Annotated in this window: 11 protein-coding genes; 8 read left to right on the top strand and 3 right to left on the bottom strand. The window is 62.1% G+C overall.

Going from position 1 to position 14,738, the window contains the following annotated elements; translation table 11 throughout:
• Positions 1-10 precede the first annotated feature (10 nt).
• Both PFLQ2_RS12535 and ubiT read left to right on the top strand, forming a co-directional pair.
• Positions 11-901 (top strand): U32 family peptidase, encoded by an 891-nt coding sequence (locus PFLQ2_RS12535; protein WP_003182330.1) that lies wholly within the window; start codon positions 11-13, stop codon positions 899-901.
• Positions 895-1,365, top strand: a complete 471-nt coding sequence (gene ubiT, locus PFLQ2_RS12540; protein WP_003182329.1) for a ubiquinone anaerobic biosynthesis accessory factor UbiT — start codon at positions 895-897, stop codon at positions 1,363-1,365. Before PFLQ2_RS12535 ends, ubiT begins: the two co-directional genes overlap by 7 nt.
• Before the next feature lie 190 nt (positions 1,366-1,555).
• On the opposite strand, the gene PFLQ2_RS12545 is transcribed toward ubiT, so the two are convergent.
• From PFLQ2_RS12545 to PFLQ2_RS12555, 3 genes are all read right to left on the bottom strand, one after another.
• Positions 1,556-2,233: a Crp/Fnr family transcriptional regulator gene (locus tag PFLQ2_RS12545; protein ID WP_003182327.1), complete on the bottom strand. Its 678-nt coding sequence runs from the start codon at positions 2,231-2,233 to the stop codon at positions 1,556-1,558.
• 259 nt (positions 2,234-2,492) lie between these two features.
• Positions 2,493-3,140 carry a two-component system response regulator NarL gene (narL, locus tag PFLQ2_RS12550; protein WP_003182325.1) on the bottom strand — a complete coding sequence of 216 codons (648 nt, stop codon included), beginning with the start codon at positions 3,138-3,140 and terminating at the stop codon, positions 2,493-2,495.
• Complete coding sequence (locus PFLQ2_RS12555; protein WP_003182323.1) at positions 3,137-4,936, bottom strand: HAMP domain-containing protein; 1,800 nt, start codon at positions 4,934-4,936, stop codon at positions 3,137-3,139. The genes narL and PFLQ2_RS12555 overlap by 4 nt, the downstream gene beginning before the upstream one ends.
• Positions 4,937-5,244: 308 nt before the next feature.
• Between PFLQ2_RS12555 and PFLQ2_RS12560 the strand changes: the two genes are divergently transcribed.
• From PFLQ2_RS12560 to narI, 6 genes are all read left to right on the top strand, one after another.
• Positions 5,245-6,546, top strand: coding sequence for an MFS transporter (locus tag PFLQ2_RS12560; protein WP_003182321.1), 1,302 nt, complete (start codon positions 5,245-5,247; stop codon positions 6,544-6,546).
• The gene (locus PFLQ2_RS12565) at positions 6,524-7,921 is read left to right on the top strand and encodes a NarK family nitrate/nitrite MFS transporter (protein WP_003182319.1); all 1,398 of its coding nucleotides are present in this window, start codon (positions 6,524-6,526) and stop codon (positions 7,919-7,921) included. The genes PFLQ2_RS12560 and PFLQ2_RS12565 overlap by 23 nt, the downstream gene beginning before the upstream one ends.
• Positions 7,922-7,986: 65 nt before the next feature.
• Complete coding sequence (locus PFLQ2_RS12570; RefSeq protein ID WP_003182316.1) at positions 7,987-11,760, top strand: nitrate reductase subunit alpha; 3,774 nt, start codon at positions 7,987-7,989, stop codon at positions 11,758-11,760.
• A gap of 1 nt (position 11,761) precedes the next feature.
• Positions 11,762-13,300 carry a nitrate reductase subunit beta gene (narH, locus tag PFLQ2_RS12575; RefSeq protein WP_003182314.1) on the top strand — a complete coding sequence of 513 codons (1,539 nt, stop codon included), beginning with the start codon at positions 11,762-11,764 and terminating at the stop codon, positions 13,298-13,300.
• A 2-nt stretch (positions 13,301-13,302) separates the two neighbouring features.
• On the top strand, positions 13,303-14,058 hold the full coding sequence (gene narJ, locus PFLQ2_RS12580; protein WP_033046076.1) for a nitrate reductase molybdenum cofactor assembly chaperone: 756 nt from the start codon (positions 13,303-13,305) through the stop codon (positions 14,056-14,058).
• Positions 14,051-14,731 (top strand): respiratory nitrate reductase subunit gamma, encoded by a 681-nt coding sequence (gene narI / locus PFLQ2_RS12585; RefSeq protein ID WP_003182310.1) that lies wholly within the window; start codon positions 14,051-14,053, stop codon positions 14,729-14,731. Before narJ ends, narI begins: the two co-directional genes overlap by 8 nt.
• Positions 14,732-14,738 lie beyond the last annotated feature (7 nt).

Raw genomic sequence — 14,738 nt, 5'->3', positions numbered from 1 at the left:
GGGAGGCCAGATGAAACTCAGCCTGGGACCGGTCCTGTTCTACTGGGACAAAACACAATTGGGAAATTTCTACGCCGAGATGTCGGCTCTGCCGTTGGACGTGATTTACCTGGGGGAAACCGTGTGTTCGAAGCGCCGGGCATTTTCTCTGGACCAATGGCTGGGCCTGGCGCGTGAGCTGCAAACGTGCAGCCAGGCGCAGATCGTGTTGTCGAGCCTGACGTTGATCGAGGCGGCTTCGGAGCTGTCGTCGCTGCGCCGCCTCTGCGACAACGGCCAATTGTTGGTGGAAGCCAATGACATGGGCGCGGTGCAGTTGCTGGCCGAGCGCAAGTTACCCTTTGTCGGCGGTCCGGCGTTGAACTTGTACAACGGTCACGCCCTGGGCCAATTGCTCGACAGCGGCATGACCCGGTGGGTGCCACCGGTAGAGTGTTCAGCGGCGCTGATCGGCGATGTGCTGGAGCAAGTGCGGGACATGGACCGTGAAGTGCCTGAGGTTGAAATTTTTGCCTACGGCCATTTGCCCCTGGCGTACTCGGCGCGTTGCTTCACCGCCCGCGCCGAGAACCGACCCAAGGACGACTGCCAGTTCTGTTGCATCAACTATCCCGACGGCCTGGCCTTGAGCAGCCAGGAAGGCCAGCAGTTGTTCACCCTCAATGGCATCCAGACGATGTCCGGGGAGGTGACGAACCTGCTCGCCGATTACAGCGCGCTGAAGGCCAGCGGCGCTGACCTGTTGCGCCTGAGCCCGCGCGCCCAGGGCATGGCCGACGTGGTCACGGCCTTCGACAAGGTGCGCCAGGGCGAGGCGCCGCCGTTGTTCGTGGACGGCTGCAACGGTTACTGGCACGGCCATGCCGGCATGTTGAAGGTAGAGGAGGCGGGCCTGTGCTGAGTCCAAAAAAATGGTTGCTCAAAAGCGCTGACCGGGTGCTGCCGCTTGTGGCCAAGGTGCCGTTTGTGGTGCAACGCCTGGCGTTGCAACAGGCACTCAACCGTTGCCTGGCCGAGCCGCTGCGCGATGGCGGTTTCGACGTGCTGCAGGGGCGCTGGCTGTGCCTGCGGGTGCCCGACCTGAAGTTGTGCTGGTACCTGACCCTGGCGCGGGATGGACTGCGCATCGCCGAACGGGCCGAAGCCCAGGTCACCATCAGCGGCAACTGGCGCGAATTCCTCTTGCTGGCGAGCCGTCAGGAAGACCCCGACACGTTGTTCTTCCGGCGGCGGCTGGTGATCGAGGGGGATACGGAATTGGGACTGGCGCTGAAGAACCTGATCGACAGTCTCGACCCGGAGGTATTGCCGCCGTGGTTATGGCGCAATCTGGAACGGGCGGGCAAGGGCTTGGCGACCGTGTGATGACAGCACCGAGGCTGCTGCCCCTCGTGTATTACCTGTGGCGAGGGGATTTATCCCCGCTGGGGCGCGCAGCGCCCCCCTTCAACCGCCTGATACACCGCGGGCTAAGGCTTTGGGGCTGCTTCGCAGCCCAGCGGGGATAAATCCCCTCGCCACAGGGGCTGGGGTGACCGTCATATAGGGGCTGCAATTATTGCTGGTACGCCTCCAACTCTTCCTCAGCCAGGATGTGGATGTTGCGCCGCTCCATGGCGATCAGGCCGCCATCCACCAGGCGATGCAGAATGCGCGAAAAGGTCTCTGGCTGGATCCCCAGCTTGGACGCCACCAGCCGTTTGGACACCTGCAACACCACCAAGCCGTCCCGCGGGTCGCGTTCCTGCAACAGGAAATTGATCACCCGCCGGCTGGCGCTGGCCAAGGTCAGGTTGTCGATGTCCTTGAGGCGCTGGTGCAGGTGGATACTCATGCTTGCCAGGATCGCCAGGCACACCTTGGGCTGGTCTTCCAGAGCCTTGCGATAGTGGGTGCCCTCGATGCTCACCAGCACGCTGTCCTTGATCGCCGATGCACTGACCGGGTAGCAGCGGGCCTCGCTGAACAGCAGGGCCTCGGCAAAGGTCTGGCCGGGCTGGATGATCTCCACCAGGTTTTCCTGGCCTTCGCCGGTCACCCGGAACAGCTTGATCTGGCCACTGACCAGCAGGAAAAACCGTTTGGCCGGGTCGCCCTGGTGCATAAGTGTGCTGTTGCAAGCCAGGCGCTTGAGCACGGCCAGGCTGCACACTTCTTCGAACACCCGCTCGGGCAATTGGCTGAACAGGTGATGACGTCGCAACAGTAGAACAATGGAAGGGTGGGTCAGCATGGCGTACCTCCGCGTGCCGTCATGGTAGAGCCCAAGGCGCCGTCGGCCTATGCCTCGGCAGGCCTACCTCGGAAGAGGGATGGGAATTGTCATTGCAGTCAGTCGAATCGGTATCTGCCGAACACCGATCCTGTGGCGAGGGAGCTTGCTCCCGCTGGGGCGCGCAGCGGCCCTGTTTTTGGGGCTGCTACGCAGCCCAGCGGGAGCAAGCTCCCTCGCCACGGGATTTATGTTCGCTCAGGAAATCTACGCGCCTGCTTTAGCCCGCCCCGCGCAAATGCTCCATTGCCCACACCGCCGCTTCCACCCGCGAGCGCAAGCCAAGCTTGTGCAGCAGGTTCTTCACATGAACCTTGACCGTGCCTTCGGTGATGCCCAGTTTGTGCCCGATGACCTTGTTGCTGTAGCCGCCGGCGATGGTCTTGAGCACCTGGCGTTCGCGCTCGGTCAGTTCGACATCAGCCTGGCGCGGTGCGGCGCGCAGGGCCTGGGCCATCACGCGGGTCAGGCCGGGGCTGATCACCAGGGCGCCGTTGAGGGCGTCGCGGATGTACTGGATCAGCAACTCAGGCTCCATGTCCTTGAGCAAATAGCCGTTGGCGTCCAGGCGCAGGGCATCGCGGATGTCGTCCTCGGCGTCAGAGACAGTGAACAGCAAAACCTTGCCGGTGTAGTGCATGGCGCGCAGCCGACGCAGGGTCTCGATGCCGTTCATTTGCGGCATGTTGTTGTCCAGCAGCACCAGGTCGGGCTTGAGCGGCTCGATCAGCGTCAAGGCTTCTTCGCCGTGGCTGGCTTCGCCGACAATGTGCAAGTCGTCTTCGAGCTCAAGCATCTGGCGGATCCCGCGACGCATCATCGGATGATCGTCGACCAACAGCAGGGTGTGGCGCAAAGGGGCGTTCATGTTGCGATGCCTTCGGTGGGTTGACCCAGGAATTCCGGTTGGAAAAGCACCTGGATACGGGTGCCCTGGGGTATTCGGGAAAGAATGCTCAGTTGGCCGCGCAGGCTGCGGGCCCGTTCGTTCATGATGTTCAGGCCGTGGTGCTCGCGCGTGTCCACCTCACCGCTGAAGCCGCAACCATCATCTTCGATCGTCAGCTGCACGGTCTCGCCGTCCTGGCGCAGTTCGAGCCAAGCGTTCTCTGCATGGGCATGGCGCAGGCAATTGGACAAGGCCTCGCGGGTGATCTGCAGGATGTGGATCTGCTCGCTGGCCGACAGCTCGAAGGCCAGGGTGTCGATGAACAGGTGCACCTGGAAATCGCCGCGGTTGGAAAACTCTTCAGCGGTGTCCTTGAGCTCCTGAACGAGGCCGTCGTCACGAATCTGCAAGCGGAAGGTGGTCAGCAACTCGCGCAATTGGCGATAGGCGTTGTTCAGGCCTTCGCGCAGCTCTGCGGTGACGTTTTCCAGGGTTTGTACCGGTTCGCCCCGGCGCATCAGGGTCTGCATGCGGCTGACTTGCAGCTTCATGTATGACAAGGCCTGGGCCAGGGAATCGTGCAGTTCCCGGGCAATGATCGTGCGCTCATCGAGCAGCAGCAGGCGGTGGTCCTGTTCGCGCTGGCGCTTGAGTGACAGGGTGGTGCCGATCAGGTTGGCCAGGGCCTGGATCAATGCGGTTTCCCAGGGGTGCGCCGCGTGACCGTCGACAAAATGCGCCTTGAGTTCACCCAGCTCGTTGCCCTGGTTGCTGATGCTGAAGGCCTGCGGGCGTGCGGCGTTATGTTTATGGCAACTGGCGCAATCGCTGCTGGCGCAAACCTGGCGGCTGGCGGCGCCATGCAATGCCAGCAAGTGCTTGGCCGGTGCCTGCAATTGTCCTTGCAGGCACAGCGTCAGACGCAGGCCGGGCAAGCGTTGCTGGAACCTTCGGATGAGCTCATCCAAGCCTTCGGCATTGGCCTGTCGCGTCGCCAGGTTGCGGCTGCTCTGGTACAGCAGCTCCAAGGCGGCATTGGCCTGTTGCAGGTTCAGAGTCTTTTGCTGGACTTGGCTTTCCAGGGTGCGATGGGACTGCTCGATGGCCTCGGCCATGGCGTTGAAACTGGTTGCCAACTGACCCAGCTCATCTTCGGATTGATGATTGACTCGCACCTGGAACTCGCCACGACGAAAACGTTGGGTGGCGTCCACCAGTTCCTGCAAGGGCGCGACCACGCCGTACTGCAATTCATACAGGCCGATCAGCAGAATGATCATGGTGGTAAACAGTGCAATGCCCTGGATCACTTGCTGCCAGCCTTGCTTGTGCTCGCTCTGGCGTTGCAACAGGGTGACGAATTGGTCCAGCTGATCGACGAAGGAGTTGGCGCTGGCCTGGAAAAACGCCGAATCGCCACGCTCGACGGCTGGGCGCAAGGTCTGGTTCCAGCGCTGTAGCAGGTTGCGATAGCTCTGGTGCAGGGAGGTCGCCGGCCCGTCTTCCAGCACGGCGCGCAGGGCGGGGCTGTCGAGGCGCTGCTGCAGGCTGTCGATGATGACGTGCACATCATCGGTGGCGCCGGCAGCGAGTTTCCAGCTCAGGTGGTAGGTTTCCATGCGCACCGAGCCGGCGGTATTGATGGCTGCGGCATCGCCCTGGCTGAACCAGGCGATCAGGCCGGCGCTCAAGGAGCTGGCCAGGGCCAGGATCGCGATAAGAATCACCGCCAACCCGGCGCGAGCGGGCAGGGAGCTGCGCAGCCAGCGCATCATTGCGGCTGACCCTGCAAGAAAATCTGGAACCCGAACATGGGGCGGCGCCTGGATCTGTGATGTAGCAGCCGATCCTGGGCGCACTACCTCTAAAGAGTTGTCCGCCGCTCCGTTTCCATAAAAGCGTCGGCAGACTTAGCCAAAATATTGATAAACAAAGGGTTTTATCAATATCTGGATCTACCTCCTTGGAGGTAGACGGGCCAAGCATAGGCCATTGCCCCTTCCGGGCACGTTGACCCAGGTCAAGTTTTCACGGGGTTCGCATCACTAGGCTGCGCTCAATCGAACTGACGGAGTGCATCGTGATGCGAGCGCAAGTGCAACAAGGGCTGGTACTGGGGATGAGTACCCTGGCCTTCACCGTGTGCTTCATGGTCTGGATGATGTTCGCCGTGCTCGGCGTTCCGATCAAGGAACTGCTGGCCCTCAACGAAACCCAATTCGGCCTGCTGGCCGCCACGCCAGTGCTGACCGGTTCGCTGGTGCGTTTGCCCCTGGGGCTTTTGACTGACCGTTTCGGCGGGCGGATCGTGTTTTTCCTGCTGATGCTGTCCTGCGTCTTACCGCTGTATCTGATCACCCTGGCGACTGCTTTCTGGCAGTTCCTGGTGCTGGGCCTGTTCGTCGGCCTCGCCGGCGGGTCGTTTTCGGTGGGCATCGCCTACGTCGCCAAATGGTTCGACAAGCAGAACCAGGGTTTTGCCATGGGCGTGTTCGGTGCCGGCAACGCCGGTGCTGCGGTCACCAAGTTCCTGGCCCCGGCCCTGATCGCGTTGGGCACCTGGCACCTGGTGCCGAAAGTGTTCAGCGCCATCCTGTTCACTACCGCGTTGCTGTTCTGGTTTCTCACTGCCGAGAAAAAAGAACACCGCAACGTCGGCGGCGCCACCTTGCGCGAGCAACTCCAGGCGCTGAAAGAGCCCGCCGTGTGGCGCTACTGCCAGTACTACTCGATCGTGTTCGGCGGCTACGTGGCCCTGGCGCTGTGGATGACCAAATACTACGTGCAGGAATACGGCTTCAGCCTGCAAAGCGCGGCGTTGCTGGCGGCCTGTTTCTCCCTGCCCGGCGGCGTGCTGCGGGCCGTCGGTGGCTGGATGTCCGACCGCTGGGGCGCCCAGAGCGTGACCTGGTGGGTGTTGTGGGTGAGCTGGATCTGCCTGTTCCTGCTGTCCTACCCCCAGACCCAACTGCAAGTGCAGACCGTCAACGGCATCGTCGATTTCCACATCGGCCTCAACGCCACGCTGTTCACCGTGCTGCTGTTCGTGATGGGCATCGCCTTCGCGTTCGGCAAGGCCTCGGTCTTCAAATACATCGCCAACGACTACCCCAAGAACATGGGCGCGGTGTCCGGCATCGTCGGCCTGGCCGGCGGCCTGGGCGGTTTCGTGCTGCCGATCATGTTCGGCGCCCTGGTGGACCTCACCGGCGTGCGCTCGTCCTGCTTCATGTTGATGTACGGCGTGGTCTGGGTATCCCTGGCCTGGATGTACTTCAGCGAAATGCGCAGGCGCCCGCTGCTGGGTAAACAGCCGCCGGCCACTCAATCCCCGTTTTCCAGCATTGCCCAAGGAGAAGAACATGTCCGTTCTGCAAACGCCTGAAAAGGGCCCGGTCATTCATGACTGGCGTCCGGAAGACCCCGCGTTCTGGGGCAGCAGCGGCAAGCTGACCGCCCGGCGCAACCTGTGGATCTCGATTCCTGCGCTGCTGTTGGCCTTCGCGGTCTGGATGGTCTGGAGCACGGTGATCGTGCGCCTTAACGCCATCGGCTTCAGCTTCACCACCGACCAGCTGTTCTGGCTGGCGGCCCTGCCGGGGTTGTCCGGTGCCACTCTGCGCATCTTTTACTCGTTCATGGTGCCGATCTTCGGTGGTCGGCGCTGGACCGCCCTGAGCACCGCCTCGTTGCTGATACCTGCGCTGTGGATGGGTTTCGCGGTGCAGGATTCGGCCACGCCCTACAGCGTGTTCGTGCTGATCGCGCTGCTCTGCGGTTTTGGCGGCGGCAACTTTGCCTCGAGCATGTCCAACATCAGCTTCTTCTATCCAAAGTCTCAGCAAGGCACGGCCCTGGGCCTGAACGCCGGGCTCGGCAACCTGGGTGTGTCGGTGATGCAGTTCAGCGTGCCGCTGGTGATTTCCTTTGGCGTGTTCGGCTTCATGGGCGGCCAGCCACAGGTGTTGGCTGACGGCAGCTCGCTGTGGCTGCAGAACGCCGGTTTCATCTGGGTGCCGTTCATCCTGGCCGTGACCTTGATTGCCTGGTTCGGCATGAACGACTTGTCCAGCGCCCGGGCCTCGTTCAGCGAACAGGCGGTGATTTTCAAGCGCAAGCACAACTGGCTGATGTGCTGGTTATACCTGGCTACCTTCGGTTCGTTCATCGGCTTCTCCGCAGCGTTCCCATTGCTGATCAAGACCTCGTTTCCGGAAGTCATCGCCCTGAAATTCGCCTTCCTCGGCCCGTTGGTGGGCGCGCTGGTACGGCCGCTGGGCGGCTGGCTGGCGGACAAGCTCGGTGGCGCGAAAGTCACCTTGTGGAACTTCGTGCTGATGATCGTGATGGTGTTCGGTGTTCTTCACTTTCTGCCGCAAAACGGCCAGGGCGGCAGCTTCTACGGCTTCCTGGGCCTGTTCATGTTGCTGTTCATCACCACCGGCGTGGGCAACGGTTCGACCTTCCGCATGATCCCGGTGATCTTTCGCACCCTGCATGAAAAAGCCGCCCTGGGCAAAAAGCCCGAGGTGCGCGAGCAAGCGATCAAGAACGCTGGCAAGGAGTCCGCCGCGGTGCTGGGTTTCAGCTCGGCCATGGGCGCCTTCGGTGCGTTCTTCATCCCCAAGTCCTTCGGCACTTCGATGGCCCTGACCGGCAGCCCGGAGATGGCCTTCTACATGTTCGTCGGCTTCTACCTGAGCTGCATCGTGGTGACCTGGTGGTGGTACGCCCGCAAAGGCGCGGCGACACCCTGCTAAGACGAATTCAACTATTGCGTGGGCGGGGCGCAGACCCCGCGGAGCAAGCCTGAGAGGAACACACTGTGAGTCATTTACTGGATCAACTGCGGTTTTTCAACCGCAAGCAAGGCGAGTTTTCCGAGGGGCACGGCGAGACCCGCAAAGAGTCTCGCGACTGGGAAAACGTCTACCGCTCCCGCTGGCAGTACGACAAGATCGTGCGTTCCACCCACGGGGTGAACTGCACCGGCTCGTGCTCGTGGAAGATCTACGTCAAGAACGGCCTGATCACCTGGGAAACCCAGCAGACCGACTACCCGCGCACCCGTAACGATTTGCCCAACCACGAGCCACGCGGCTGCCCGCGCGGCGCGAGCTATAGCTGGTACATCTACAGCGCCAACCGGCTCAAGTATCCGAAGATCCGCAAGCCATTGCTCAAACTCTGGCGCGAAGCCCGGCAGACCCTGCCGCCGGTGGAGGCCTGGGCCAGCATCGTCGAGGACAAGGTCAAGGCCGACTCCTATAAAAGCAAGCGCGGCATGGGCGGCTTCATCCGTTCCAACTGGGAAGAAGTCAACGAGATCATCGCCGCCGCCAACGTCTACACCGTCAAAGAACACGGCCCGGACCGGGTGGTTGGCTTCTCGCCGATCCCAGCCATGTCGATGGTCAGCTACGCTGCCGGCTCGCGCTACCTGTCGCTGATCGGTGGCGTGTGCCTGAGCTTCTATGACTGGTATTGCGACTTGCCGCCTGCTTCGCCAATGGTTTGGGGCGAGCAGACCGACGTGCCGGAATCGGCCGACTGGTACAACTCCAACTACATCATTGCCTGGGGCTCCAACGTCCCGCAGACCCGTACCCCCGATGCACACTTCTTCACCGAGGTGCGCTACAAGGGCACCAAGACCGTGGCGATCACCCCGGACTACTCGGAAGTCGCCAAGCTCACCGACTTGTGGCTCAACCCCAAGCAAGGCACCGACGCCGCGTTGGCCCAGGCTTTCAATCATGTGATCTTCAAAGAATTCCATCTGGACAAGCCCAGCGCTTATTTCACCGAATACGCCAAGCGCTACACCGACCTGCCGGTGCTGGTGATGCTCAAACCGATGCTTGGCGCGGCGCCGGGCGCGGGTTACCAGCCCGACCGTTTCCTGCGGGCCAGCGACCTGACCGACAACCTCGGCCAGGACAACAATCCGGAATGGAAAACCATCGCCCTGGATGCCGCCGGCGAACTGGTTTCGCCCCAAGGCTCCATCGGCTATCGCTGGGGCGAGAAGGGCAAGTGGAACATCCTGCCCCGTGAAGGTGGCGAAGGACGTGAGATCGACCTCAAGCTGAGCCTGATCGGCGGTGACGTCGCTGAGGTGGCCTTCCCGTATTTCGCCGGCGAAGCCCAGGAGTACTTCCAGCACGTGGCCGGTGATGCGGTGCAGTTCCGCCGCGTGCCGGTGCACAGCGTGGTGCTGGCCGACGGCAGCGTGGCGAAAGTCGCCACCGTATTCGACCTGTCGGCCGCCAACCTGGCCATCGACCGTGGCCTGGGCGGCGCCAATGTCGCCAAGGACTACGACGACGCGTCAGTGCCTGGCACCCCGGCCTGGCAGGAGCAAATCACTGGTGTGAGCCGCGAAAAGGCGATCCAGATCGCCCGGGAGTTCGCCGACAACGCCGACAAGACCCGTGGACGCTCGATGATCATCGTCGGTGCGGCGATGAACCACTGGTACCACATGGACATGAACTACCGCGGGCTGATCAACATGCTCATGCTCTGCGGTTGCGTCGGCCAGACCGGCGGTGGCTGGGCCCACTATGTCGGCCAGGAAAAACTCCGTCCGCAGTGTGGTTGGCTGCCCCTGGCCTTTGGCCTGGACTGGAACCGTCCGCCACGGCAAATGAACGGCACCAGCTTCTTCTACGGCCACAGTTCGCAATGGCGCCACGAGAAGATGAGCATGCACGACGTGCTCTCGCCCCTGGCCGACAAATCACAATTCCCCGAGCACGCCCTGGACTACAACATCCGCGCCGAACGGGCCGGCTGGTTGCCGAGCGCGCCGCAACTCAACACCAACCCGCTGCACATCTGCCGCGATGCCGCCGCCGCGGGCCTGGAACCCAAGGACTACGTGGTCAAGTCGCTGCAGGACGGTTCCCTGCGCTTTGCCTGCGAGCAGCCCGACAGCCCGGTGAACTTCCCGCGCAACATGTTCATCTGGCGCTCCAACCTGCTGGGCTCCTCGGGCAAGGGCCACGAGTACATGCTCAAGTACCTGTTGGGCACCAAGAATGGCGTGATGAACGAAGACATCGGCCATGGCAGCGAATGCAAGCCCACCGAAGCCGAATGGGTCGACGAGGGCGCCATTGGCAAGCTCGACCTAGTGACCACCCTGGACTTCCGCATGTCCTCGACCTGCGTGTATTCCGACATCGTCTTGCCGACCGCGACCTGGTACGAAAAAGACGACATGAACACCTCGGACATGCACCCGTTCATCCACCCATTGTCGGCCGCCATCGATCCGGCCTGGGAATCGCGTTCGGACTGGGAAATCTACAAGGGCATCGCCAAAGCGTTTTCGGCCATGTCGGTCGGGCACCTGGGGGTCGAGAAAGACCTGGTCACCGTGCCGTTGATGCATGACAGCGTCGGTGAGCTGGCCCAACCGTTTGGCGGCACCGACTGGAAAAGCGCCGGTGTGGCACCGATCCCGGGCAAGAACGCACCGAACCTGCACGTGGTGGAGCGCGACTACCCGAACATCTACAAGCAGTTCACCTCCTTGGGCCCGATGCTCGAGAAGCTCGGCAACGGCGGCAAGGGCATCAACTGGAACACCGAGACGGAAGTCAAATTCCTCGGCGAACTGAACCACAAGGAAGTCGAGGCTGGCATCAGCCAAGGGCGGCCAAAGATTGACAGCGCGATCGACGCTGCCGAGGTGATCCTGTCCCTGGCCCCGGAAACCAACGGCCATGTCGCGGTGAAAGCCTGGGCGGCGCTGTCGGAGTTCACCGGCATCGACCACAGCCACCTGGCCATCTCCAAGGAGCACGAGGCCATTCGTTTCCGCGACATCCAGGCCCAGCCACGCAAGATCATTTCCAGCCCGACCTGGTCCGGCCTGGAAGACGATCACGTGAGCTACAACGCCGGCTACACCAACGTTCACGAGGCGATTCCATGGCGCACCATCACCGGCCGCCAGCAGTTCTACCAGGATCACCCGTGGATGCAGGCCTTCGGCGAACAGTTGATGAGCTACCGGCCACCGGTCAACACCCGCACCATCGCCGGCGTGAAGGGCAAGCGCAGCAATGGCGAGACCGAGATCGTCCTGAACTGGATCACTCCGCACCAGAAATGGGGCATCCACAGCACCTACAGCGACAACCTGCTGATGCTCACCTTGAGCCGTGGCGGGCCGATTGTCTGGCTCTCGGAAATCGACGCCAAGCGCGCCGGTATCGAGGACAACGACTGGATCGAGTGCTTCAACGTCAACGGCGCGCTGACCGCCCGGGCGGTGGTCAGCCAGCGGGTCAAGGAAGGCATGGTGATGATGTACCACGCCCAGGAACGGATCGTGAACGTGCCGGGGTCGGAAACCACCAAGACCCGCGGTGGCCACCACAACTCGGTGACCCGCGTGGTGCTCAAGCCTACCCACATGATCGGCGGCTACGCCCAACAGGCCTACGGCTTCAACTATTACGGCACGGTCGGTTGCAACCGCGATGAATTCGTCGTGGTGCGCAAGATGGCCAAGGTCGACTGGCTCGACGGTTCCAGTGGCGATGATCTGCCGCGTCCACTGCCGACTGACATCGAGGAGAACTGAGATGAAGATTCGCTCACAAATCGGCATGGTCCTGAACCTGGACAAATGCATCGGCTGCCACACTTGCTCGATCACCTGCAAAAACGTCTGGACCAGCCGCGAAGGTATGGAGTACGCCTGGTTCAACAACGTTGAATCCAAGCCCGGCATTGGCTATCCGAAAGAATGGGAAAACCAGGACAAGTGGAAGGGCGGCTGGGTTCGCAATGCCGACGGGTCGATCAACCCGCGCATCGGCGGCAAGTTCCGCGTGTTGGCGAACATCTTCGCCAACCCGGACCTGCCAGGCCTGGACGATTACTACGAACCGTTCGACTTCGATTACCAGCACCTGCACACCGCGCCACTGGGTGAGCACCAGCCCACCGCGCGGCCGCGTTCGGTGGTGTCCGGCAAGCGCATGGAGAAGATCGAGTGGGGCCCGAACTGGGAAGAAATCCTGGGCACTGAATTCGCCAAGCGCCGCAAGGACAAGAACTTCGACCAGATCCAGGCGGACATCTACGGCGAGTACGAAAACACGTTCATGATGTACCTGCCGCGCCTGTGCGAGCACTGCCTGAACCCGACGTGCGCGGCATCGTGCCCGAGCGGCGCGATCTACAAGCGCGAGGAGGACGGCATTGTCCTGATCGACCAGGAAAAGTGCCGGGGCTGGCGCATGTGCATCAGCGGCTGCCCGTACAAGAAGATCTACTTCAACTGGAAGAGCGGCAAGTCGGAAAAATGCATTTTCTGCTACCCGCGCATCGAAGCGGGCATGCCGACCGTTTGCGCGGAAACCTGCGTGGGTCGCATTCGCTACCTCGGCGTGTTGCTGTATGACGCCGACCGTATCAGCGAAGTGGCGAGTACCCCCAACGAGCAGGACCTGTACGAGAAGCAGCTGGAAATTTTCCTCGACCCGAACGATCCGGCGGTGATTCGCCAGGCCCTGGCCGATGGCGTGCCGCAGTCGGTGATCGATTCGGCGCAACGCTCGCCGGTCTACAAAATGGCCGTGGACTGGAAACTCGCGCTGCCGCTGCACCCGGAATACCGCACCTTGCCAATGGTTTGGTACGTGCCGCCACTGTCGCCAATCCAGAACGCCGCCGAAGCCGGCACCGTGGGCATGAACGGGGTGATCCCGGATGTCGACAGCCTGCGCATCCCGCTGCGTTACCTGGCGAACATGCTCACCGCCGGCGATGAAAAACCGGTCAAGCATGCCCTCAAGCGTCTGCTGGCGATGCGCGCCTACAAGCGTTCCGAACAGGTCGACGGTGTGCAGGATCTGCAAGTGCTGGCCGACGTCGGCTTGAGCGTGAACCAGGTGGAAGAGATGTACCGCTACCTGGCCATCGCCAACTACGAAGACCGTTTTGTCGTGCCAAGCGCTCACCGCGAAGACGCCATGAGCGATGCGTTTGCCGAACGTTCCGGTTGTGGTTTCAGCTTCGGCAGCGGTTGCAGCGGCAGCTCCGACACCAACATGTTCGGTGGCAAGAAGGCCAACCGCCGCGACGTGATCAAGACCGTGCAGTTGTGGGAGGAATGAACATGCGCATTCTCAAGGTGATTTCATTGCTGCTCGATTACCCGACTGAGACCTTGGTGGCCGGTCGTGACGAGCTGGAACAGGCGATTCTCCAGGCACGGGAAATCAGTCCCCAGCAGCGCGCCGGCTTGTTCGAATTGCTGGAACTGATCTGCGGCAAGGACTTGATGGACGGCCAGGAACACTACGGCGCGCTGTTCGGCCGGGGCCGTTCGCTGTCGCTGTTGCTGTTCGAACACGTCCACGGTGAGTCCCGCGACCGTGGCCAGGCCATGGTGGACATGATGGCCCAGTACGAAGAGGCTGGTTTCGCGATCGGCGTCAAGGAACTGCCCGATTACATCCCGCTGTACCTGGAGTTTCTCTCCACCCGCGAAGACATCGAGGCCCGCGAGGGCCTGGCCGATGTCGCGCACTTGCTGGCCTTGCTTGCGGCGCGCCTGGAAGAGCGTGAAAGCGCCTACGCCAGTTGCTTTCGGGCCTTGTTGCAAATCGCCGGGGCCGAACCCCAGGGCGCGGTCGCCGAATTGCGCGAGCAGGTCAAGGCCGAGCCACGGGACGACTCCCTCGAAGCCCTGGACAAGATCTGGGAAGAAGAGCAGGTGGATTTCATGAAGGCCGAACAACAGGACCGTTGCAGTTCACTGCCCAGCGCGCCAGGCAAGGCGCGGGACGAAAGTGCGGTGCCGTTGCACTGGGTGGATTTTCAGCATGAAGGGCTGGCCGCAGCGCCAGCCGCGGAGGTGGGCAATGTCTAAATGGGATCTGTTGTTGTTCGGGGTCTACCCCTACGTCGCCCTGGCGATCTGCCTGCTCGGCAGTTGGGCACGGTTTGACTTGGCCCAGTACACCTGGAAGGCCGGTTCCAGCCAGATGCTCAACAAGCGCGGCATGCGCGTGGCGAGCAACCTGTTCCACGTCGGCGTGCTGTTCGTGCTGGCCGGCCACTTCGTCGGCCTGCTGACGCCGTCGGCGATCTACCACCATGTGCTGAGCACCGAGAACAAGCAGCTGCTGGCGATGGTCTCCGGTGGTTTCTTCGGCGTGCTCGGCCTGATCGGCCTGGTGATGCTGCTCAACCGCCGCCTGACCGACCCACGGGTCCGCGCCACGTCCAATCCCTCGGACATCCTGGTGCTGGTGGTGTTGCTGGTGCAACTGGTGCTGGGGCTGATGACCATCGTCGCATCCACCGCCCATATGGACGGCTCGGTGATGGTGATGCTGGCCGACTGGGCCCAGAACACCGTGCTGCTGCGTCCAGTGGAAGCGGCCACGTCGATGGCACCGGTGGGCCTGGTCTACAAGCTCCATGTGCTGCTGGGCCTGACCCTGTTCGTATTGTTCCCGTTCACCCGTCTCGTGCACATCATCAGTGCGCCGGTCTGGTACTTGGGGCGTCGTTATCAAATCGTTCGGCAGAAGTTTTGAGGAGAAG

Source organism: Pseudomonas fluorescens Q2-87, from assembly GCF_000281895.1.
Lineage (GTDB): Bacteria > Pseudomonadota > Gammaproteobacteria > Pseudomonadales > Pseudomonadaceae > Aquipseudomonas > Aquipseudomonas fluorescens_S.
The sequence above is the reverse complement of the archived record's forward strand: the minus strand, read 5'-3'. Positions and strand labels throughout refer to the sequence as shown.